Annotated in this window: 20 protein-coding genes; 5 read left to right on the forward strand and 15 right to left on the reverse strand. The window is 38.8% G+C overall.

Annotated elements, in window-relative coordinates; all coding sequences use genetic code 11:
• Window positions 1-166: 166 nt before the first annotated feature.
• The 3 genes from ftsY to QM374_RS06645 are packed head-to-tail and all read right to left on the reverse strand — an operon-like array spanning window position 167 to window position 3,231.
• Complete coding sequence (ftsY, locus tag QM374_RS06635) at window positions 167-1,618, reverse strand: signal recognition particle-docking protein FtsY (RefSeq protein WP_414311236.1); 1,452 nt, start codon at window positions 1,616-1,618, stop codon at window positions 167-169.
• A gap of 3 nt (window positions 1,619-1,621) precedes the next feature.
• Window positions 1,622-2,440 (reverse strand): Cof-type HAD-IIB family hydrolase, encoded by an 819-nt coding sequence (locus QM374_RS06640; protein WP_414273701.1) that lies wholly within the window; start codon window positions 2,438-2,440, stop codon window positions 1,622-1,624.
• Window positions 2,440-3,231, reverse strand: coding sequence for a Cof-type HAD-IIB family hydrolase (locus tag QM374_RS06645; RefSeq protein WP_075231679.1), 792 nt, complete (start codon window positions 3,229-3,231; stop codon window positions 2,440-2,442). Before QM374_RS06645 ends, QM374_RS06640 begins: the two co-directional genes overlap by 1 nt.
• 331 nt (window positions 3,232-3,562) lie before the next feature.
• On the opposite strand from QM374_RS06645, the gene QM374_RS06650 reads away from it, so the two are divergent.
• Window positions 3,563-4,030 (forward strand): 8-oxo-dGTP diphosphatase, encoded by a 468-nt coding sequence (locus QM374_RS06650; protein ID WP_414311237.1) that lies wholly within the window; start codon window positions 3,563-3,565, stop codon window positions 4,028-4,030.
• 320 nt (window positions 4,031-4,350) lie between these two features.
• Here QM374_RS06650 and QM374_RS06655 read toward each other — a convergent pair whose 3' ends face one another.
• The 4 genes from QM374_RS06655 to rnc form a co-directional block, all read right to left on the reverse strand.
• Complete coding sequence (locus tag QM374_RS06655) at window positions 4,351-4,929, reverse strand: HD domain-containing protein (protein WP_414311238.1); 579 nt, start codon at window positions 4,927-4,929, stop codon at window positions 4,351-4,353.
• A 138-nt stretch (window positions 4,930-5,067) separates the two neighbouring features.
• Window positions 5,068-5,727, reverse strand: a complete 660-nt coding sequence (locus QM374_RS06660; RefSeq protein ID WP_414311239.1) for a trimeric intracellular cation channel family protein — start codon at window positions 5,725-5,727, stop codon at window positions 5,068-5,070.
• Window positions 5,728-5,813: 86 nt separating this feature from the next.
• The gene (gene smc / locus QM374_RS06665; protein ID WP_414311240.1) at window positions 5,814-9,353 is read right to left on the reverse strand and encodes a chromosome segregation protein SMC; all 3,540 of its coding nucleotides are present in this window, start codon (window positions 9,351-9,353) and stop codon (window positions 5,814-5,816) included.
• Complete coding sequence (gene rnc, locus QM374_RS06670) at window positions 9,344-10,042, reverse strand: ribonuclease III (RefSeq protein WP_248034114.1); 699 nt, start codon at window positions 10,040-10,042, stop codon at window positions 9,344-9,346. Before rnc ends, smc begins: the two co-directional genes overlap by 10 nt.
• A 153-nt stretch (window positions 10,043-10,195) precedes the next feature.
• On the opposite strand from rnc, the gene QM374_RS06675 reads away from it, so the two are divergent.
• Genes QM374_RS06675 through ffh form a run of 3 tightly spaced genes read left to right on the forward strand, consistent with a single transcriptional unit; the run spans window position 10,196 to window position 12,329 of the window.
• Window positions 10,196-10,528, forward strand: coding sequence for a putative DNA-binding protein (locus QM374_RS06675; protein ID WP_000402065.1), 333 nt, complete (start codon window positions 10,196-10,198; stop codon window positions 10,526-10,528).
• A 2-nt stretch (window positions 10,529-10,530) separates the two neighbouring features.
• On the forward strand, window positions 10,531-10,746 hold the full coding sequence (locus QM374_RS06680; protein WP_414311241.1) for a 2-oxoglutarate:acceptor oxidoreductase: 216 nt from the start codon (window positions 10,531-10,533) through the stop codon (window positions 10,744-10,746).
• A gap of 17 nt (window positions 10,747-10,763) precedes the next feature.
• Complete coding sequence (gene ffh, locus QM374_RS06685) at window positions 10,764-12,329, forward strand: signal recognition particle protein (protein ID WP_414311242.1); 1,566 nt, start codon at window positions 10,764-10,766, stop codon at window positions 12,327-12,329.
• A gap of 23 nt (window positions 12,330-12,352) precedes the next feature.
• Here the strand turns inward: ffh and QM374_RS06690 are convergent, their stop codons facing one another.
• From QM374_RS06690 to QM374_RS06715, 6 genes are all read right to left on the reverse strand, one after another.
• On the reverse strand, window positions 12,353-13,243 hold the full coding sequence (locus QM374_RS06690) for an RluA family pseudouridine synthase (protein WP_414311243.1): 891 nt from the start codon (window positions 13,241-13,243) through the stop codon (window positions 12,353-12,355).
• Window positions 13,233-13,694, reverse strand: coding sequence for a signal peptidase II (gene lspA / locus QM374_RS06695; RefSeq protein ID WP_414311244.1), 462 nt, complete (start codon window positions 13,692-13,694; stop codon window positions 13,233-13,235). Before lspA ends, QM374_RS06690 begins: the two co-directional genes overlap by 11 nt.
• The gene (locus QM374_RS06700) at window positions 13,691-14,599 is read right to left on the reverse strand and encodes a LysR family transcriptional regulator (protein ID WP_414311245.1); all 909 of its coding nucleotides are present in this window, start codon (window positions 14,597-14,599) and stop codon (window positions 13,691-13,693) included. The genes lspA and QM374_RS06700 overlap by 4 nt, the downstream gene beginning before the upstream one ends.
• A gap of 257 nt (window positions 14,600-14,856) precedes the next feature.
• Entirely contained in the window at window positions 14,857-15,462 is a 606-nt protein-coding gene (gene sodA / locus QM374_RS06705; RefSeq protein ID WP_126419845.1) for a superoxide dismutase SodA, read from the reverse strand.
• A gap of 69 nt (window positions 15,463-15,531) precedes the next feature.
• Window positions 15,532-16,569 carry a DNA polymerase III subunit delta gene (holA, locus tag QM374_RS06710; protein WP_414311270.1) on the reverse strand — a complete coding sequence of 346 codons (1,038 nt, stop codon included), beginning with the start codon at window positions 16,567-16,569 and terminating at the stop codon, window positions 15,532-15,534.
• Between the two features lie 32 nt (window positions 16,570-16,601).
• Window positions 16,602-17,537 (reverse strand): dihydroorotate oxidase, encoded by a 936-nt coding sequence (locus QM374_RS06715; protein WP_414311246.1) that lies wholly within the window; start codon window positions 17,535-17,537, stop codon window positions 16,602-16,604.
• 229 nt (window positions 17,538-17,766) lie between these two features.
• On the opposite strand from QM374_RS06715, the gene gdhA reads away from it, so the two are divergent.
• Window positions 17,767-19,113, forward strand: coding sequence for an NADP-specific glutamate dehydrogenase (gene gdhA / locus QM374_RS06720; protein WP_045763342.1), 1,347 nt, complete (start codon window positions 17,767-17,769; stop codon window positions 19,111-19,113).
• 100 nt (window positions 19,114-19,213) lie between these two features.
• On the opposite strand, the gene QM374_RS06725 is transcribed toward gdhA, so the two are convergent.
• Together QM374_RS06725 and QM374_RS06730 are read right to left on the reverse strand one after the other, a co-directional pair.
• Entirely contained in the window at window positions 19,214-19,858 is a 645-nt protein-coding gene (locus QM374_RS06725) for a TetR/AcrR family transcriptional regulator (protein ID WP_414311247.1), read from the reverse strand.
• A 17-nt stretch (window positions 19,859-19,875) separates the two neighbouring features.
• The gene (locus tag QM374_RS06730) at window positions 19,876-20,880 is read right to left on the reverse strand and encodes an NADP-dependent oxidoreductase (protein ID WP_414311248.1); all 1,005 of its coding nucleotides are present in this window, start codon (window positions 20,878-20,880) and stop codon (window positions 19,876-19,878) included.
• Window positions 20,881-20,927: the final 47 nt, after the last annotated feature.

Genomic DNA, 20,927 nt, shown 5'->3' on the forward strand with positions numbered 1-20,927 from the left:
ATTGGCTTGAACACCTTAATTGTATCGCGTTTGGAGTTTTTTGGTATAACCTTCGATGCGCACCCGCATAGCGGGTGGTTTTTTTGTCTCGCACCTAACGGAGCGAGACGGACTGAAAGTCACATAATCAAAAACAATCCTGCAAGAATTCTTGCAGGATTTTCTTTTATATCAAACCTTCTAGAAGGCCCTTCATAAAGTTCTCAGAGTTGAACTCACCGATATCATCAATCTTTTCACCAAATCCAATCAACTTAACAGGGATATTGAGTTCTTCACGGATAGCAAGAACGACACCACCTCGGGCAGTTCCATCAATCTTGGTTAAGACAATTCCTGTAACAGGCGTAATTTTTGAAAACTCCTTGGCCTGAACAAGAGCATTTTGACCTGTTGAGGCATCGAGAGCTAGGAAGGTTTCATGAGGAGCTTCTGGCACGACACGTTTAATGATACGACCAATTTTTTCCAACTCTGCCATCAAGTTTTCCTTGTTTTGTAAACGGCCAGCTGTATCAATCATGAGAATGTCAACACCTTCTGCTACTGCTCGTTCCATCCCATCAAAAACAACACTGGCTGGATCTGCTTTTTCAGGTCCAGTAACCACAGGAACATCTACACGACGGCCCCATTCTGCTAACTGAGCTACCGCACCAGCACGGAAGGTATCCGCAGCAACCAGCATGACTTTCTTGCCAGCTTGTTTGTAACGGTGTGCCAATTTACCGATTGAAGTTGTTTTCCCTACACCATTCACACCTACAAAGAGCATGACAGTCAAACCATCTTGGAAGTTAATGCTTTCATTGTATTGTCCATCTTTTTCGTAGAGCTCTACCAATTTTTCAATGATAACACGACGAAGGGCATCAGGTTTCTTGGCATTTTCAAGCTTGGCTTCGTAACGTAGCTCTTCTGTTAAGTTTGACGCTACCCGTACACCAACGTCACTCATGATTAAGAGTTCTTCTAGTTCTTCGAAGAATTCTTCATCAACAGAGCGGAAGTTAGCAAAGAAAGCATTCAAACGAGCACCAAATCCCGTACGAGTTTTCTTGAGACTACGGTCATATTTTTCCTGTACAGTCTCTTGGACTTGAGGAATTTCTTCGCTTACTAGATCTTCTTCCACTTCTTGAGAAGTGTCTGCTTCCATTTCGTCTGGTTGAACTTGATCAGATTCTTCCTCGCCACTATCACTTGAAGGTACTTCTTCGACTGGTGACTCAGATTTTTCTGCAACAAACTCTGCTACCTCTTGAGCGCTTTCTTTAGTTTCTTCAATTTCTGTTGACTCTGACTCTTCCTGACAACAATGACATTCAGTTTCTTCTTCAAGTTGAATTTCTTCCTGAGGAGTTGCTATTGGTTCAACTGTTTCTGTAGTAGTTTCTGCTACTGGTTCTTCCGACTCACTAGCTTCTTTAGAATAAGTTTCCTCAAATTCTGAACTTTGGTCGATTTCTTCAGTATTTTCCTCTTCAGCTTCCTTGCTTACAGATTCTGTAACTTCGTCGCCAGGTTCTGTCAGATCCAAGTTTTCCAAAGCTTCTTTAACGACTTCTTCGATTTTTGGTTCTTCTTTTCTACCAAATAAACGGTCAAATAATCCCATACTTTAGTTCTCCTTTAGTACATATTTTTCAATGGCCCAGGCAACAGCTTCCTCGTCATTGGTCATAGGGGTGACTACATTTGCAACTGCTTTAACTTCAGGAACAGCATTTTGCATGGCTACACCAAGACCTGCCCATTCTATCATAGAAAGGTCATTGGCCTCATCTCCACATGCCATCACCTGACTTTGGTCAATTCCTAGGTGGTCAATCAATTTAGCTAATCCCGTAGCCTTATGAACGTTCTTTGGCGACCATTCCAAAAGCATGTCGCGAGATTTAAAAATTTCGTAGTTGTTAAACAAGTCTGATGAAATGTTAGCAATTGCTGCATCCAGTGGTTCTTGGGCAAAGGCTGTCACACATTTATTATAAGTCATTTGACTAGACAAATCTTCAAAGTCAATTGGAACGAAAGTCAGAGCAGGATTAAATTTAGCATACAGACTCTCTTGATCTGATTGGATTTGGTAAACGGTGCCTTCTGAAATAGCATCTAAAGGAATGCCTAGTTTTTCAGTTTCTTCATAAATGCGTGTCACATCATCGATTGAAAAGACTGTTTTATCGAGAATCTCACCTGTATTTCTCTGAACCAATCCTCCATTAAAGGTAATGGTATATTCATCATCATGACCGTCTGTTCCAAGCTCTTTGAGGAAGAAATCCATGGCCTTGAGGGGACGTCCAGTTGTCAGTACCACTTTGACTCCCTGATCACGCGCAGCCTTCAACGTCGACTTGGTACGTTCAGTCAATTTCTTGTCTGTTGTCAGCAAAGTCCCATCTAAGTCTAGGGCAATTAATTTAATATCCGCCATTACAATCCCTCCATATAAGCAATAACTGATTGGTCTTTGTGATGTCCGATAACTGTTTCAGCTAGTTCTAAAATCTCTGGACGAGCATTTTCAGGTGCTACCGGGTGCCCTACAACTTGCATCATGTGCAGGTCATTAAGATTATCACCAAAAGCCATCACTTGATCCATATCCAGATTTAATTTCTTAGCCAATTCGACAATAGCGACTCCCTTGTCAACATGGTCTAAAACGATGTCAATGGATTCAAAGCCTGTCGTCATAGCCTTGACCCCAGGAACATGTTCATTGACCCAAGATTCTCCAGCTTCTACTGTCTCTTCAGTGAAGTTAGTTGTGAATTTGAAAATCTCATCGGTAATATCTTCTAGGCTGGCTACTTTTTTGATATTTTCATTGTAATGATGACTAAACATAAGATAGGTTTCATCTACTGTATCTAAGACATAGCAAGCCTCTTTACCAGTCAAGAGCATCTTTTTCTCATCAAAATAAGGTGAAGTCTTTAGTTTTTCAAATGTTGATAGGTAAAAATCTCGAGGCATGGTTGCTTCATAGAGGTCCTCTCCATGGAAACGAACGAGACTCCCATTTTCAGCAATGAAAATAATCTCATCTTTAACATCCGCAAAATGCTTTTCAAGTGACAAAAGCCCACGACCTGATGCTACAGCAAAATAGATTCCTTTTTCTTGATAAGAATGGAGCAACTTTTTCAGACGCTCCATATCAAATTGACCGGCACCATCCAAAAAAGTACCGTCCATATCCGTTGCTACTAATTTAATCATAAATTCTTCATACTCCAATTAATAAATCTACCTTCTATTATACCATAGAAAAAGTAAAAAAAGACGTGCTGAATTGACACTCCCTTAGCTTCTATAAATCAATCCATATGCCATTTTGAAGGCCAGGCTGATTTGCTTGCCTTCTTTTATATCCAACCTCTCAACACTTTTCTTCCAAAGTTCTTGATTGAAGTCTATTCTGAGAGTTAATCAGCTATTGCGTAAAAATTATCAATCTTTGACTGAGATACATTTGTCACAATCATAAATAGCATATAGTTCTTGACATATAATCTTGCATATGAAAAAATACTTGTTGGAGGTTGATAATATGACTGAAAAAATCAAAAACTGGGTTAATATTTGCGTTTTGAAAAATCAAGAAATTTTATTACTTAATAGACAGCACGATAATTTTCCTGGCTGGATTCCACCGGGGGGAAAAGTTGAATTCCCTGAAAGTTTTTTTGAAGCTGCATTACGGGAACTTAAGGAAGAGACTGGACTCACTGCATTAAATCTTGAGTTAAAAGGAATTTCAGGTTTTACTAATTCAATTGGTAATGAGAGATTTGTCTTCTATGACTTTTTATGTACTCAGTTTACTGGTGAACTAAGCACATCTGCTGAAGGTGAGCCAAAATGGTGGAATCTAAAAGATATTGGTAAAATACCAATGCAAGATGAAATAAGAAAAAGGCTACCGCTTTATTTAAGAAAAGGAAGCTTTGAAAGTATTAACTATTGGGATGATAATAAGAAATGCATTAGTGAAAACAAAACAATTTTATTTGACTAATATCCTCTACAGTATAATCAAATGCAAAAATCTCAATCCATTAGTAATTTTTGTATAATTCAATACTCAACACAATCTGTCTTTAATAACATATAATTTAACGTTATACAAAATAAGGATATCTAATAAAAATCATCTACTCTAACAACTTTTTCCTTCTATCTATAGATAGCTAAAAAGCCTTGGAAACAGATTATTCCAAGGCTTTCTTTGTATTTTATTGTTTCAATTTCCTTATTCCGATTTCAGTTGTGACAAGTTTAATCATATATATTTCCATCCTCCGGTTAAAATTCTATCTTCTATTGGGTTAATTGTTATTAAAAATATAAGCCCTTCTCCACACTTTCCTGAATTAACTCTTCTGTCAGTTTCCATAATTCTTCTGATTCACTTTTTATGAACTTTTTCTTTTCTAATACCATGTCTGCACTGATATTATCAGGATTATAATTGAATTCTGACACTTCCAAGTAATTTATCAGCGGTACCAAGGCGTCGATCACTCTTGCATATCTTGCCTCAGCACTCTGGCCTTTTTCAAATTCCAACCACAAATTTTTCATATTCAAATATTTCTCTTCTGGAAGGAGGCTCATTGTTTTTTCAATAGATGCTCGTTCTCTATCATGAGAATGAAGCTTTTTTTCATCATCAAAAACCCAAGTATCTCCGGCATAAATCTCACCTAAATCATGAATCAATAACATAGAAATGACCTTCTCCATATTCAATTTTTCAGGATAATAATCTTGAAGAACCATTGCAGCTATGGCACCCTGCCAGGAATGTTCGGCACTATTTTCAAATCTGCCATCAAAAGTTCTATTAAATCTTGTCACTGACTTTAATTTCTCTATTTCTTTAATAAAATCAACTGAATGTTTCAAATTACTCATTGCTATTCCTACCTTATTCGAAATTACAAATATAATAGCAAAAATTTATCTTTACATCATTAATTTCCCGTATTTGCAAAAAAGTAACGCCTAATCCACATGAGATTAGACGCTAATAAAATAACTCTCGCTTATTCATCAATTCAAGGTTCTCTTATCCATATTTGGCAAAGAGAGTCTGAATTTAATGATACAAAGTCGAATCACAAAACCAACAATAGAGAGAATGATAAAGGCAGTAATTCTTGGAAAGTGAAGGACAAAGGCCAACCAGTAATAAATAACTCCGATTACGAAAGATAGAAGGGCATAGATGTCTTCTTTTAGAACACTTGGAACTTCATTTATAAGGAGATCTCGGATAATACCTCCACCGGCTCCTGTTAGACAAGCCAAAATCCCTGCAGACATCAAATTTAGCTTACTATCCACTAAGGCTGTCGCTCCAATCAAGGAGAAGATAATCAACCCAATGGAGTCAAAGATGAGATAGGCTTCTCTTAACCACTTATAGAACTTTTTATCATGACTAGCATTGGCCTGTTTTGAAGTCACAAAGACATACATGATAACCGCTACCAGGATAGAGACATAAATGGGGCTAGGATCTGCTAGAGAAGCAGGAAAGCGACTGATAATAGAATCTCTTAGGATTCCTCCGCCTACTGCAGTTACAATTGCCAATAAACTGATTCCAAAAATATCTAAACGTTTACCAAATCCTTTGATGGCTCCTGAAGCAGCAAAGGCTATAGTCCCAATATAATTACAGATCATTAGGAATAGATCGAAATCCATATAAGCTCCTCAAATTATTTTGTAACCCTTCCGACTTCTTGAAGGTTATTTAAATGCTTAGCTTAAAAATTTGTAACGAGCACTAACTAAGCATCCATATTCTCTAAATCTTTTAGTTTAACCGAAACAATCTTAGAAACACCAGATTCCTGCATGGTCACCCCATAGATAGAGTCTGCTGCTGCCATGGTTCCCTTACGGTGGGTAACAACGATAAACTGGCTATCCTTGTCAAATCGGTTGAGATAATCCCCAAAGCGTTTAACGTTTGCCTCGTCAAGTGCAGCTTCTACCTCATCTAGGATTACAAATGGAATGGTCTTAACACGGATGATTGAGAAAAGAAGAGCTAGAGCTGACAAGGCCTTCTCTCCACCACTCATGAGATTGAGAGATTGGATTTTTTTACCTGGTGGTTGAACAGAGATTTCGACACCTGCTGTCAATAAATCTCCTTCTGTCAGGATTAGGTCTGCTTGACCACCGCCAAACATCTGCGTAAAGGTCACCTTAAAGGACTCACGAATAGCTTCAAAGGTTGATTTAAAGCGTTCCTTCACTTCATCATTCATCTCTGTAATGGTCTCAAGAAGAAGATTTTTAGCAGAAAGAATATCGTCACGCTGACTATTCAAGAACTCCAAGCGTTCGTGTACTTCGTCAAACTGTTCAATGGCATCCAAGTTAACAGGACCAAGTGAACGAATGGATTTTTCCAAATCCTTAACCTTTTGTTCAGCGATTGCTAAATCTTCCAACTGATTCGCTTGTTCTAATGCTTCTGTATAACTAATCTGGTATTCTTCAGTCAGTTGACCTTGAAGATAGCGAAGGCGGTCTGTAATCTTCTCTTTAGTCGCTTCTGCTCGTGTTTGCTTACGAATCCATTCTTCATTTTGCTGACGAGCTTGTTCTAAATGACTGGCAATATCATCCAATTGACCCTCAATATCATCTAGTTCAAACTGCTTACGAATCAATCCTTGTTGAATTTCTTCCTTGTGACTCTTAGCTTCTGATTCCTGCTTAGCCAAAAGTTCTGTATCAACTTTTTCAAGATTGTCTACCTTTTCTTGCAAAATACGTTCAATCTCTTCTTGTTCAATATTGAGGTTCTCAAGTTCTTTATTGATCCGTTCAATATCTGCAACTTCATAACGCTTTTGACCTAACATTTCTGTTTTACGAAGACGCTCTTGAGAAAGTTTTTCCTGTAAGTTTTGATAGCGTTCCTGAATAGCATTTTTATTGGACTTGATTTCTTCAATCTCAGATTCAAGCTTTTGCTTTTCGGTTGCAATAACTGCGAGACGTTCTTGGCATTTTTCTTTTTCAGCTTGCCAATCTCCACCTCTGAGATTAGTTAATTCTTGCTCCTGAAGTTTTAAGAGTGTTTCGAGTTCTTCGACTTGCTGGCTAGTTTGTTGATAAGCTAGGTACAAGCCTTGTTCCTGAATACGAGCCTGCTCTCCTTGGGACTTAATGGTCTCCAAAGTTTGAGTGAGGTTAGCTAAGTTTTCTTGAACTGATTTCAGATTTTCCTCCTCTTGACGAAGAAGCTTTTCTTCTTGAGCAATTTCTTTTTGCAATTGCTCCAATTCAGGCTTGATGAAAATACTGTTATTTTGACGATTGGCACCACCAGCATAAGAACCACCTGTTCGCAATTCTGTACCATCTAGTGTTACCATCCGAACTTGATAGCGTACCTTACGAGCTGCATCACGCGCATGTTCAACTGTATCAAAAATAGCTGTGGTAGCTAGCAAGTTTTTAAAAATGGCTTCATGTTTGGCATCAAAAGTAACCAGTTCATCTGCCATGCCAAGAAAACCAGGACTTGAGGCAATCACATCTTGGTTTTGACCTGAAATACTACGTGCCTTAATGGTTGTCAAAGGTAGGAAAGTCGCACGACCAGCTCGGTTTCTTTTTAGGAAATCGATAGCCTTAGTCGCTGCCTGTTCATCTTCAACGATGATGTGTTGGCTACTTGCACCGAGAGCAATCTCAAGGGCTGTCTGATAATGAACATCAAAGGTTAAATGTTCACTAACAGCTCCAATAATACCACCTAAGCGATTTTTTTCTTGGAGAACACTCTTGACACCCGCATAAAAATTGCTATGGTTTTTAAGAATATTTTCCAAACTTTGTGCCTTGGCCTGCTTGTTTTTCAGACTATCCAAACGGTCAAAGAGTTGATTTTGCTGGCTTTGATAAGCCTGCTTTTGTGCTTCTTCTTCTTTGGCACTGGTTTGATAGTCAGCGAGTAAGTTCTGTACTTTTTCTTTAGCTGATTTAAGGGCAGCTTCTTGCTCACTAGCCTTGGACTTGGCAGAAGCCAATTGTTCCTTCAAGGATTCTAATTGTTCTTCTTGCTTTTGAGTTTGTTGGCGACTATTTTCAAGGTCATTCTCAATCCGTGTCAGCTGGTTAGACACATCAGCTTCTTCTTGCAGAAAGGCAACGAAGCGTTCACGCAATTGCTCAATCATTTGGTCTGGATCATCAGAAAAAGCTAATAATTCTGCTTCTAAACGATTGAGTTCCTTCGTATTGACCGCTAAATTTTCTTCTAACTGACTGAGATTGGCTTCTTTTTCTTCCTTCTCTTGAATGAGAGCCTTTCTCTTTTCATCTAAACTAGCCAAACGTGCTTGAGCTTCTTGTTGATTGAGAGCAACTTGCTCCGTTTCAAGTTTAGACAAGGCCAACTTACGCTCTAATTCACTGATTAAACTAGTCAAATCCATCAAGCTTGACCGGTCGTTTGCCATCTCAGCCTGCAAGTCTTGACGTTTCTTTTTGAGAGTTTGATTTTCTTCTTCTAAGTCTTGACGTTTTTGATAATAACCGGTTAAAAGTTCTTGGACTTGGTTTAATTCTTCTTCTGTCACATCCAATTCAGCCTTATTGGACTGAATTTGTGCAACCAAAACGTCCAAGTAGATCGCTTTACGCTGACCGTCCAACTCCATAAATTTACGAGCTGTAGCTGCTTGCTTCTCCAAAGGCTTGATTTGATTATCTAACTCATAAATGATATCTTCCAAACGATCCAAGTTGTCCTGAGTTTGTTGGAGCTTGCTTTCAGTTTCTTTTCGACGGGTTTTATACTTCAAAACTCCGGCAGCTTCTTCAAAAATAGCGCGACGTTCCTCAGGTTTAGAATTGAAGATTTCTTCGACCTTCCCTTGGGAAATGATGGAAAAAGAATCACGTCCGAGACCAGTATCTAAGAAAAGATCATGAATATCACGGAGACGAACTTTTTTCCCGTCTATCTTGTACTCACTATCTCCACTTCGATAGATATGACGTTCAACTTTGATTTCCTGGCCTGCATCCTTGATAAAGCCATCTTGATTATCCAAAGTAACAATAACAGAAGCGTAGTTTAGAGGCTTCCGACTTTCTGTTCCTGCAAAGATGACATCAGGCATCTTCCCACCACGCAGACTCTTGACACTAGATTCACCAAGTGCCCAACGGAGACTTTCAGTGATATTTGATTTCCCAGAGCCATTTGGTCCTACAACCGCCGTCACCCCTTGGTCAAAAACAACCTTGGTCTTGTCAGCAAAGGACTTAAACCCTTGGATCTCAATTTCCTTTAAATACATGAATCCAGCCCTTTCTCAACTGCATTTTTAGCGGCTTCCTGCTCGGCCAATTTTTTAGAGCGTCCTTTACCTGAACCTAGACTTCGCCCCTCAACAAGGACTTCAACCTCAAACATCTTATCATGGGCTGGCCCAATCTCTGAAATCACCTGATAACGAATATCAACATCTCCATTAACTTGGAGCAATTCTTGCAGATGGGTCTTATAATCCTTGATCATCTCAAAATCGCCAGCTTCAACCTTAGGAATCATGACTTGGTAGATAAAGGTTTTTACAGTCTTAATATCCTTGTCTAAAAGCAGAGCACCCAAAAAGGCTTCAAAGGCGTCGCCCAAGATCGTGTCTCGATTACGGCCACCAGACTTTTCCTCCCCCTTACCAAGCTTGATAAACTGGTCAAACTGACAATCACGGGCAAAACCAGCCAAACTCTCCTCACGGACAATCATAGCACGGAGTTTTGACAGGTCCCCTTCTGGTTTTTTAGGGTATTTTTTAAACAAATATTCTGAAATCAATAATTGCAGAACAGCGTCTCCTAAAAATTCCAAGCGTTCGTTGTGTGAAATTTTTAAGAGGCGGTGCTCATTGGCATAACTGGTATGGGTAAAAGCTGTTTCAAGTAAGCTTTTATCTGTAAAAACAAGCTCAAAACGGTCTTGTAACACTGATTCTAATTCTTTCATGACTACCTCTTTCTAAATCATTATAATCCTATCCATTATATCAAAAAAAGCCTTCATAGTCAGAAAAGAACAGTGAAAAGCTTATTTTCTAACTTCTAGCTAAAATCAGCCCACAGCTAGCGGATTAGGCATTTTTTTGGTATAATAAATCTTATGGAAATTGAAAAAACCAATCGAATGAATGCTCTGTTTGAATTTTATGCAGCTCTTTTGACTGATAAGCAGATGAACTATATCGAACTCTACTATGCTGATGACTATAGTTTAGCTGAAATCGCTGAAGAGTTCGGCGTTAGTCGCCAGGCTGTTTATGACAATATCAAACGTACAGAAAAGATTCTGGAAGACTATGAAATGAAGCTCCATATGTACTCTGACTACATTGTTCGCAGTCAGATTTTTGATCAGATTTTGGAGCGTTATCCAGAGGATACTTTTCTGCAAGAGCAAATTGAGATTTTGACCAGTATTGATAATAGGGAGTAATCATGGAAAATCTTGTCGTTTATAAAGGAATACCCTGTAAATTATTAGCTGCAGAGGAACCATTTCCTAGTCGACTACAGATTATCTCGCCCAATGATATCTCCAAAGCTATGCAAATAGGTTTTAGCTGTTGGGGATATCCAAATGAAATCATGAAAGAAGTCACACCCGAAGAACTAGAGTGTTTGCAACATTTCGACCGATTTCCACTGAATTGAAAAAATAGGAGAAAAATATGGCATTTGAAAATTTAACAGAACGTTTGCAGAACGTTTTTAAAAACCTACGTAAAAAAGGAAAAATTACCGAGAGTGATATCCAAGAAGCAACCAAGGAAATTCGTCTGGCTCTTTTAGAAGCCGACGTTGCTCTTCCTGTAGTCAAGGACTTTATCAAAAAAGTTCGCGAACGTGCGATTGGGCATGAAGTCATTGATACCCTCAATCCAGCCCAACAAATCATCAAGATTGTCAATGAAGAATTGACGGAAGTTCTTGGTTCAGACACAGCTGAGATTGTCAAGGCACCAAAAATCCCAACCATTATCATGATGGTCGGTTTGCAGGGGGCTGGTAAAACAACTTTTGCAGGTAAACTTGCTAACAAACTTAAAAGGGAAGAGGATGCTCGTCCTTTGATGATTGCGGCCGATATCTATCGTCCTGCTGCTATTGACCAGTTGAAAACACTTGGACAACAAATTGATGTTCCTGTATTTGCTCTTGGTACTGAAGTTCCTGCAGTTGAGATTGTTCGCCAAGGTTTGGAGCAAGCCAAAGCCAACCATAACGACTATGTCTTGATTGATACGGCTGGTCGTTTGCAAATTGACGAGCTTCTCATGAATGAGCTTCGTGACGTTAAAGCCCTCGCTCAACCAAATGAGATTCTCTTGGTCATCGATGCCATGATTGGTCAGGAAGCTGCAAACGTTGCGCGTGAATTTAACGCTCAGTTAGAAGTGACTGGTGTCATCCTTACAAAGATTGATGGTGATACTCGTGGTGGTGCGGCCCTTTCTGTTCGTCACATCACTGGAAAACCAATCAAGTTCACTGGTACTGGTGAAAAAATTACAGACATTGAAACCTTCCACCCAGACCGTATGGCTAGCCGTATTCTCGGTATGGGGGATATGCTGACTCTGATTGAGAAAGCTTCCCAAGAATACGATGAGCAAAAAGCCATTGAAATGGCTGAAAAGATGCGAGAAAACACCTTTGATTTCAACGATTTCATCGATCAGTTGGATCAGGTGCAAAATATGGGACCAATGGAAGATTTGCTCAAGATGATTCCAGGTATGGCCAACAATCCTGCCCTTCAAAATATGAAGGTGGATGAAAAACAAATTGCTCGCAAACGTGCCATCGTCTCTTCTATGACTCCTGAAGAACGTGAAAACCCAGACTTGCTTACTCCAAGTCGCCGTCGTCGTATCGCTGCTGGTTCTGGTAATACCTTTATCGAAGTCAACAAGTTCATCAAGGACTTCAACCAAGCTAAACAACTCATGCAAGGTGTCATGTCTGGTGACATGAACAAGATGATGAAACAAATGGGCATCAACCCTAACAACCTTCCTAAAAATATGCCTGGTGGTATGGATATGTCAGCCCTTGAAGGTATGATGGGACAAGGTGGTATGCCTGACTTATCAGCTCTTGGCGGAGCAGGAATGCCAGATATGAGCCAAATGTTTGGTGGAGGTCTCAAGGGAAAAATCGGGGAATTTGCTATGAAGCAATCCATGAAACGCATGGCTAATAAAATGAAAAAAGCTAAGAAAAAACGCAAATAAAAGGGACTCGCTTGAGTCCTTTTTTAGTTATTTCGAAGTTTCTCTAAAGTCTCTTTAAAGATAGCTGGGATATCGGAAGTAAACTCCATAGTTTCACCTGTTCTTGGATGGGTAAATCCAAGTGTCTTGGCATGGAGAAATTGCCCATGTCCTTTCAGAGTTTTACGAGGACCATAAACCTCATCCCCAGCGACAGGATGACCGATGTAAGCCATGTGTACACGGATTTGGTGAGTACGTCCTGTTTCCAGTTGTAATTCCAGCAATGTATAATCACCAAAGCGCTCCAAGACTTGGAAACGTGTCACTGCTGGTTTCCCTTTTGCAGTCACAGCTTGTTTCTTACGGTCTTTTTCACTACGTCCGATCGGCGCTTCAATGACTCCACGGTCGTTTGGAAGATTACCATGAACGATGGCCCAATATTTACGAAGAGACTTCTTGTCCTTCAATTCTTGAGCTAGTGCTAAGTGGGCTTCATCGTTTTTAGCAATCATCAAGAGACCTGAAGTATCCTTATCAATACGATGGACAATCCCTGGACGCAAGACACCATTGATGCCTGATAGGTCTTTGATGTGGTACATAAGGGCGTTAACCAAGGTACCACTGGTATGTCCAGCACTTGGATGAACAACCATCCCTTGAGGTTTATTGACTACTGCTACATCCTCATCTTGATAAATGATTTCTAGAGGAATATCTTCAGCTACATACTCCAAAACCTCTGGTTCTGGCACCTGATAAGTAACGACATCGCCCTCTTGAACCGTATACTTGGCTTTTTTTACCTGACCATTGACCAAGACCTGACCAGACTTGATTTGTTCATTAGCGAGGCTACGAGACAATTCTGTCAAATCTGACAAAGCCTTATCTAAGCGTACCCCACCGGTTTCAATTTTAATTTCCATTCATTTCCTCTTTTAGCATTGCAAGTAATAATACAATCACTCCGACAGTCAGATAGCTATCAGCCACATTAAATATGGCAAAATTAACAAAGTCTAAGTGAAACATATCCACGACAAATCCTTGACTAATGCGATCGATAAAGTTTCCTAGACCACCTGCAATAATCAAAACCAGTCCAAAGACAGTCCAGAAAGAATCCTCTATATGCTTATGCAAATAGCAGATAGCTCCTACCATGACCACTAAGGTAATCACTGCAAAAAACCACTGTTGATCTTGAAGCATAGAAAAGGCTGCCCCCCTATTTTGCAGATAGGTTAAACTAACTAGATTTGGGATCCATGACTTGATTTCACCAAGAGCAATATTTTGAACGACGTACGCCTTTACAAATTGATCTAAGATAATCAAGGCTGCTATAATCCCTGCAATTATTCCGCTTTTTTTCATGCTTTCCTCTTCTGATCAAAATACTCTTGCATAATCTCTACAAATAAAGTCCCTGCTTGGCTCAAGTCTACTTCCTCACGTTTTACATAAACCATGCGATTATTGAGATTATCATTTAATGGAATAACGGTAATCCCGTTCACACTGTCGCTATCTAAGAATCCAGAACCAGTCGCATAAGCATTTGTTCTTTCAAGAATCCCATTTAAGGTAGCACGGTCAGTTACATTAAACATTTGAGAGCTAGCACTGGTATCCACAAAGTTCTCTGAGTAATAAAGATACTCATCCTTTTCCTGTGTGAATCGAACTGTTGGTAAATCAGCCAAATCCTCCATGACCAACTCTTTTTTCTTGGCTAAAGGATGCCCTTCACGCAGATAGATATGGGTTTGGAAAGGAATCAACTCAATCACTTCAAGTCCTAACTTTTCAACCCGTTGCATAATTCCCTTTTGGTTTTGATTGTTGAGGTAGATAATTCCAATCTCACTATGTCCTTGGGCTACTTCATCCAAAATCTGAACAGTTGTTGATTCAAAAATACGGAAATTTTTATAGTCAGGATATTGTTGCGAAAAAGCTGTAATGGTTGGTGGCAAGAAATCATAGTGCTGGCTGGCTATTGAAAACTCATCTTTCTCCTCTTCAGGATTGGCATACTGATTTTGGAAAATATCAAATCCTTTAACCAACTCTTGTGCCTTTTCATAAAATTCCATCCCACGACGTGTAAGAAAAGTTCCTGAACTGGTTCTGCGGAAAATCTTGAAACCTAGCTCTTTTTCCAAGTCTCTTACAGAAATAGATAGACTGGGTTGGCTAACGTACATCTTTTCAGCCGCTTCACGAAAAGTACCACTATTAGCAATAGCCACAACGTAGCGTAATTGTTGAATATTCATGATCTCTCCTTCGTTTTCTATCTTATCATTATACCATAAATCAAGCTTATCCAACAAAGGAAAATCATAAGACAGTTATACTCTTCGAAAATCAAATTCAAACCGCGTCAACGTCACCTTGCCGTACTCAAGTACAGCCTGCGGCTAGTTTCCTAGTTTGCTCTCTGATTTTCATTGAGTATTACTTCTAAGAAAAGCAAACAAAAAACACCTTTCAAGTTAGATGAAATTCTAACCAAAAGGTGTCGTTATTAAGATTATTTAGCTGCTGCGTAGAGTTCGTCTACTTTATTCCAGTTGATAACTGAGAAGAAAGCTTTGATGTAATCAGGACGAACGTTACGGTATTTCACGTAGTAAGCATGTTCCCAAACATCCAAGCCCAAGATTGGTTTTTTACCTTCTGAGATTGGTGTGTCTTGGTTTGCAGTTGAAGTTACTTCAAGTTTACCTTCTTGGTTAACAACCAACCATGCCCATCCAGAACCAAAACGAGTTGTTGCTGCTGCAGTGAATGCTGCTTGGAATTCTTCGAATGAACCGAAAGTTTCATCGATTGCTGCTGCAAGTTCTGCTGAAGGAGCTGTTTTTTCAGGAGTCATCAATTCCCAGAAAAGAGCGTGGTTCAAATGTCCACCACCGTTGTTGATAAGCGCTTGACGGATATCAGCTGGAATAGATTCTACATCAGCAAGCAAAGCTTCAAGGTCTTCACCGATTTCAGGGTGTTTTTCAAGAGCTGCATTTGCATTATTAACATAAGTTTGGTGGTGTTTGTCATGGTGCAAGTGCATTGTTTCAGCATCGATGTATGGTTCCAATGCATCGTAAGCGTATGGAAGATCTGGTAAGATAATAGCCATCTGTAATACCTCTTTTTCTTTCTATATAAAGATGATAACGCAATCATCTTATTTTTTCAAGTTATTTGCTCAATTTGACTGGCTGGCAATCTGCAATAGAGCCTTCTCAAATAGGTAGCCTTTCTCATAAACTCCTGTCTTAATTTGGTAATCAGCTTGGATAAGATGACGAATAGAATTCTGGAGAAAATCAAGGGATAGTCTTCGTGAATCACGAAGGGCAAATTTGATTTGGTAAGGATTAGGATTGCGACCAAGATAGTGACCTAAACTGCCGACCATCTGCGATTCTGTCTGACCAGACTCTTGCAATATTTTTACCTGTGTATAGAGTCTGAACTGCCCCAGCATAATGGCAATCAGTTTAATCTCATCTTCTCCCTGCAAGGTCAAATCCTTGACTAAATCACGCGCCTGATCGATCTTCTTCCCTAAAATCAACTGGGTTAGATCAAAGATATTATCCTGCAAAGTCTTTGGTATAGCTTCAACAATGTCTTCTTCTGTAATGTCACCATTATCTTTGTAGGACTGTAAGAAGAGTAAATTTTTCTGAATTTCACTAAATTGAAAACCTGATTTGATAAGCAACTGTTCGAAAGATTTTCCAGCAAAGGTAAGTCCTTGTTCCTGAGCCCACTTTTGAAAATAAGCACGCATCTCTTGTTCTTTTGGCTCAAAGGCTTCAAAAATCTTGGCATCCCTCTTTAGAATTTTAACTAGACGTCTCTTGCTGTCTAGTTTACCTTCAGCAAAAATAACTAATTTACTCGTCGGAGATGGATTTTCCAAATATTCTTCAAAAGCCTTAAGCTCGTCATCAGATAGATAGCGTTTTTTAGCTGTCGTTATATCGAGAAAATGATCTAAAATAACAATTTTTTCATCCGCAAAGAAAGGAAGACTGATCAGCTCTAGTTCCAAGCTTTTGTAGTCTACTTCTTTCATGTCAAAATAAGCAAAGTTCAAATCAGCAGAATCATAGCTGATTTGCTTTAGCACCTGAGTTTTCATGACTTCATACTGTCCTTGATCAGCGCCTGTAAACAAGGTCAAACTAGGTAAATTTGATAAAGATAGCTTTTGGCTTTCTTCTATTGCTAGCATCATTTCTCCTTTCTTTTTAGTTTCACTTTTATTTAATCAATATAATTCAATTTACCACGGAAATCTTCAAGGTTTTCATAACCTTTTTCCGTCATAATTTCTTTGAGTTCCTTTGTAATGCGTTCAAAAGCACCTACACCTTCTTTATGTAGGGTAGTTCCTACCTGCACCATGCTGGCACCACATAGGATATGTTCAAAAGCATCACGTCCTGTTAATACTCCACCAGTTCCGATGATTTGAATTTCTGGATTCAAGCGTTGATAGAAAGCATGGACATTTGCAAGGGCTGTTGGTTTGATGTATTCTCCACCAATCCCACCAAAGCCATTCTTAGGACGGATTACAACAGACTCGTCCTCAATATAAAGACCATTTCCGATAGAGTTAACACAGTTGACAAACTTGAGCGGGTATTTGTTGAAAATCGCTGCCGCTTGATCAAAATGAACAATATCAAAATAAGGTGGAAGCTTAATTCCTAGAGGTTTTGTAAAATACTCAAAGACTTCTGATAAGATACGATCTGTAGTTTCAAAGTCATAGGCAATCTGTGGCTTACCTGGAACATTTGGGCATGAGAGATTGAGTTCAGTTAACCCACGAAAATCACTCTCTTGAATCTTTTTCAAGATGGTATGAGTTTCCTCTGGAGACATTCCTACTAATGATAAAAAGAAGGTACGGTTTGGTTCCTTTTCTTGTAACTCTAAAAGATAGTTTAAGTAATAATCTAAACCATTATTTGGTAGACCCATAGAGTTGATTGAACCGAGTGGAACATCTTGATAACGTGGTTCAGGATTCCCCTGACGAAATTCCAAGGTTGCTGTCTTAGTGACAAAGGTGCCTGCTGCCGAGTTTTTGACACCTTCCAACTCCTCAACTGTCATACAAGCAACTCCTGCCGCATTCATCAAGCAATTGTCAAACTCAAAACCAGCAACCTGTGTTTTAGTTGATACCATGATTCTGTTCCTCCAGATTCCTTTTTATGTTTAATATTATACCATACTTTGACTTTTACTTTTCAATAAAACCATTTCCATGGAAAAGGTTCGTTTTTTAGCAAGTTTTGAATCAGTTGTATCAAATTGAAAGAATTTTTAGAAAATTTGTGTTTTTTTCTTTACACTGAAAAAATTTTCTGCTATAATGACTCATGTAATAAAATATGACAACAAAAAGGAGAACGATATGACATCTGCTAAAGAATATATCCAAAGCGTGTTTGAAACTGTAAAAGCTCGTAACGGGCATGAGGCTGAATTTCTCCAGGCGGTTGAAGAATTCTTCAGCACTTTGGAGCCTGTCTTTGAAAAACACCCTGAGTATATTGAAGAAAATATCTTGGCACGTATCACTGAGCCAGAGCGCGTAATTTCTTTCCGTGTTCCTTGGGTTGACCGTGATGGAAAAGTTCAAGTTAACCGTGGTTACCGTGTTCAATTTAACTCAGCTGTTGGACCATATAAAGGCGGACTTCGTTTCCACCCAACTGTAAACCAAGGGATCTTGAAATTCCTCGGATTCGAACAAATCTTTAAAAACGTTTTGACTGGACTTCCAATCGGTGGAGGTAAAGGTGGATCAGACTTCGATCCTAAAGGCAAAACTGATGCTGAAGTGATGCGCTTCTGCCAAAGCTTCATGACTGAATTGCAAAAATACATCGGACCATCTCTTGACGTACCTGCTGGTGATATCGGTGTAGGTGGACGTGAGATTGGTTACCTTTACGGACAATACAAACGCCTTAACCAATTTGATGCTGGTGTCTTGACTGGTAAACCTCTTGGATTTGGTGGTAGCTTGATTCGTCCAGAAGCAACTGGTTACGGTTTGGTTTACTACACTGAAGAAATGCTTAAAGCTAACGGCAATAGCTTTGCTGGTAAGAAAGTTGTGATTTCAGGTTCTGGTAACGTAGCTCAATACGCTCTTCAAAAAGCAACTGAACTTGGTGCAACTGTTATCTCTGTATCTGACTCAAATGGTTATGTCATCGATGAAAATGGTATCGACTTTGACCTTCTTACAGACGTTAAAGAAAAACGCCGTGCTCGTTTGACTGAGTATGCTGCAGAAAAACCAACTGCTACTTACTACGAAGGTTCTGTATGGACTTACACTGGAAACTACGATATCGCTCTTCCATGTGCGACTCAAAATGAGATCAATGGTGAAGCTGCGAAACGCTTGGTTGCTCAAGGAGTTATCTGTGTATCTGAAGGAGCTAACATGCCTAGTGACCTTGAAGCTATCAAAGTCTACAAGGAAAATGGAATCCTTTACGGACCTGCTAAAGCTGCCAATGCTGGTGGAGTAGCTGTATCAGCTCTTGAAATGAGCCAAAACAGCCTTCGCCTTTCATGGACACGTGAAGAAGTTGACGGTCGCTTGAAAGATATCATGACTAACATCTTCAATACTGCTAAAACAACTGCAGAAACTTACGGTCTTGGAACTGACTACCTTGCAGGTGCTAACATTGCAGCCTTTGAAAACGTAGCAAACGCTATGATTGCACAAGGGATTGTGTAAGATAAATCAACACAAAAATCCTCAATCACTTCGATTGGGGATTTTTATTTTGGTTTTAAAAAGAGCTCTCTTAATTTTTTAGTGAACTTAAAATTAAGAGTTATTTTACGATAACTAAGGAAAAAGAAAGACATTCGACAATTTCATTTGTTACTTTATCAATGTTTATATCTTCTTTGTCATTTATAATCATAGGAACAATATAAGAAAGACTTAAAGCTAAAATATAGCGAACGATCCTTTCATTTGACCAATCTCGGATAACACCATTTTCTTTAAATTGATTCAAAACAGGACTAATCGGATTAATGATAGAGTGTACAATGATATTTCCTAACTCTTCAGAAATAGTTTTATCAATAAGTGAACGACTCAAAAGAATTTTAACTTGCATTTTATTGTTATGAATAAAAACTAACCTATCCCGAACGATGCTTCTTAGAAAAAGTGAAAAAGATTTTTGCTCTATTGTAAATCTCTTATCCGAAAAATCAGCAATCACTTCTGGAATAACTTGCTCTAGAAATGTAGATAAAATAGCATCTAGGATACCTTCCTTGGTTTTAAAATAACTAAAAACGGTTCCTTCTGAGACTCCAGCGTGTTCAGCAATAAGATGAGAAGTTGTATTTTCAAAACCAATCTCTGAAAATAATTTTAAACTTGACATTAATACTTGACGTTGTTTTAAACTTAAGCTACTGGATTTTAATGTCTCTGCGAACTTATATTCTATAGTTTCCATTGCTAACTCCTCCCTATCTATTCTTTTATCTTGATAATTCTTTTACCACGAGTATGTCCCAATTTCAGACTACGATATGCCTCTCTAACAGACTCCAGAGAAAAACTATACTCTTTCTCAATATTTAGCTGAATTTTTCCATCTGAGACCATCTCCTCTAGAATTTTAAAATCATCATATGTAGAATGTCTTGGCCCAGTGAACTGAGCCCCTTTTATCATAACAAATGGTGAAGGTACTAAAGTTCCAATATCAGTTCCGTTCAATCCAAGATGGAAAGCTAACTTAACGTAATCACCACCATAGCAATCCAAGAATTTTGTAATAGGTTTTGGAGCTACTGATAAAAGAGACTTTTGGACATCCTCTTCATAAGATACTGGTATAGCACCTAAAGACTCTAAATATTCTGCATTATTCTTGCTAGCAATACCAATAACAGTTGCGCCCTTAGCAACCGCATACTGAACTGCAATACTTCCAATACCACCTGAAGCAGCCGAAATAACTACAACATCTTTTGAATTTAAATGAATTCTTCTAAAAGCACCACCGACTGTTAAAGAGGCCACCCCCATAGTAGCAGCATGATACATATCAATATTATCTGGTTTCAATGCAATTTCTGATTCATAAACACAAATTTCTGTTGCTAACGCACCCCTCTTAGTACCAAGTCCAGGATCACTTATTATTGTTCCAAAAACCTTGTCACCTACTGAAAAACGGCTCACTCCTTCACCAATCTCTGTTATAACACCAGCAAAATCCCTAGCGACACCTCTTGGAAATAAAGATGATTTTGATTCAAACCAACGACTTGGTTGTTTTAATTTTGTTAAGAAAGTCAAAAAACGAAGTGGCTTTGCCCCCTCGAAAGTTTTATAATCAATAGGATTTAAACCAACAGCAAATACTGCTACCCTAACTTGGTTCATTTTTAATGGTTCAGATGTAATATTTACTAAATCTAGAACTTTCTCATCACCAAAACGATTATACTGTATTGCTTTAATAACCATTATCTAATTCTCCTAATCCCTAACGAATTGAGTGAATACTCAATTAA

The organism is Streptococcus infantis (assembly GCF_047465525.1).
Taxonomy (GTDB): Bacteria; Bacillota; Bacilli; order Lactobacillales; family Streptococcaceae; genus Streptococcus; species Streptococcus infantis_R.

Excerpts from the sequence above, each read along its gene's own strand:
- ftsY (WP_414311236.1), bottom strand. The coding sequence starts at position 1,618 with ATGGGATTATTTGACCGTTTATTTGGTAGAAAAGAAGAACCAAAAATC.
- QM374_RS06640 (WP_414273701.1), bottom strand. The coding sequence starts at position 2,440 with ATGGCGGATATTAAATTAATTGCCCTAGACTTAGATGGGACTTTGCTG.
- QM374_RS06645 (WP_075231679.1), bottom strand. The coding sequence starts at position 3,231 with ATGATTAAATTAGTAGCAACGGATATGGACGGTACTTTTTTGGATGGT.
- QM374_RS06650 (WP_414311237.1), top strand. The coding sequence starts at position 3,563 with ATGACTGAAAAAATCAAAAACTGGGTTAATATTTGCGTTTTGAAAAAT.
- QM374_RS06655 (WP_414311238.1), bottom strand. The coding sequence starts at position 4,929 with ATGAGTAATTTGAAACATTCAGTTGATTTTATTAAAGAAATAGAGAAA.
- QM374_RS06660 (WP_414311239.1), bottom strand. The coding sequence starts at position 5,727 with ATGGATTTCGATCTATTCCTAATGATCTGTAATTATATTGGGACTATA.
- smc (WP_414311240.1), bottom strand. The coding sequence starts at position 9,353 with ATGTATTTAAAGGAAATTGAGATCCAAGGGTTTAAGTCCTTTGCTGAC.
- rnc (WP_248034114.1), bottom strand. The coding sequence starts at position 10,042 with ATGAAAGAATTAGAATCAGTGTTACAAGACCGTTTTGAGCTTGTTTTT.
- QM374_RS06675 (WP_000402065.1), top strand. The coding sequence starts at position 10,196 with ATGGAAATTGAAAAAACCAATCGAATGAATGCTCTGTTTGAATTTTAT.
- QM374_RS06680 (WP_414311241.1), top strand. The coding sequence starts at position 10,531 with ATGGAAAATCTTGTCGTTTATAAAGGAATACCCTGTAAATTATTAGCT.
- ffh (WP_414311242.1), top strand. The coding sequence starts at position 10,764 with ATGGCATTTGAAAATTTAACAGAACGTTTGCAGAACGTTTTTAAAAAC.
- QM374_RS06690 (WP_414311243.1), bottom strand. The coding sequence starts at position 13,243 with ATGGAAATTAAAATTGAAACCGGTGGGGTACGCTTAGATAAGGCTTTG.
- lspA (WP_414311244.1), bottom strand. The coding sequence starts at position 13,694 with ATGAAAAAAAGCGGAATAATTGCAGGGATTATAGCAGCCTTGATTATC.
- QM374_RS06700 (WP_414311245.1), bottom strand. The coding sequence starts at position 14,599 with ATGAATATTCAACAATTACGCTACGTTGTGGCTATTGCTAATAGTGGT.
- sodA (WP_126419845.1), bottom strand. The coding sequence starts at position 15,462 with ATGGCTATTATCTTACCAGATCTTCCATACGCTTACGATGCATTGGAA.
- holA (WP_414311270.1), bottom strand. The coding sequence starts at position 16,569 with ATGCTAGCAATAGAAGAAAGCCAAAAGCTATCTTTATCAAATTTACCT.
- QM374_RS06715 (WP_414311246.1), bottom strand. The coding sequence starts at position 17,537 with ATGGTATCAACTAAAACACAGGTTGCTGGTTTTGAGTTTGACAATTGC.
- gdhA (WP_045763342.1), top strand. The coding sequence starts at position 17,767 with ATGACATCTGCTAAAGAATATATCCAAAGCGTGTTTGAAACTGTAAAA.
- QM374_RS06725 (WP_414311247.1), bottom strand. The coding sequence starts at position 19,858 with ATGGAAACTATAGAATATAAGTTCGCAGAGACATTAAAATCCAGTAGC.
- QM374_RS06730 (WP_414311248.1), bottom strand. The coding sequence starts at position 20,880 with ATGGTTATTAAAGCAATACAGTATAATCGTTTTGGTGATGAGAAAGTT.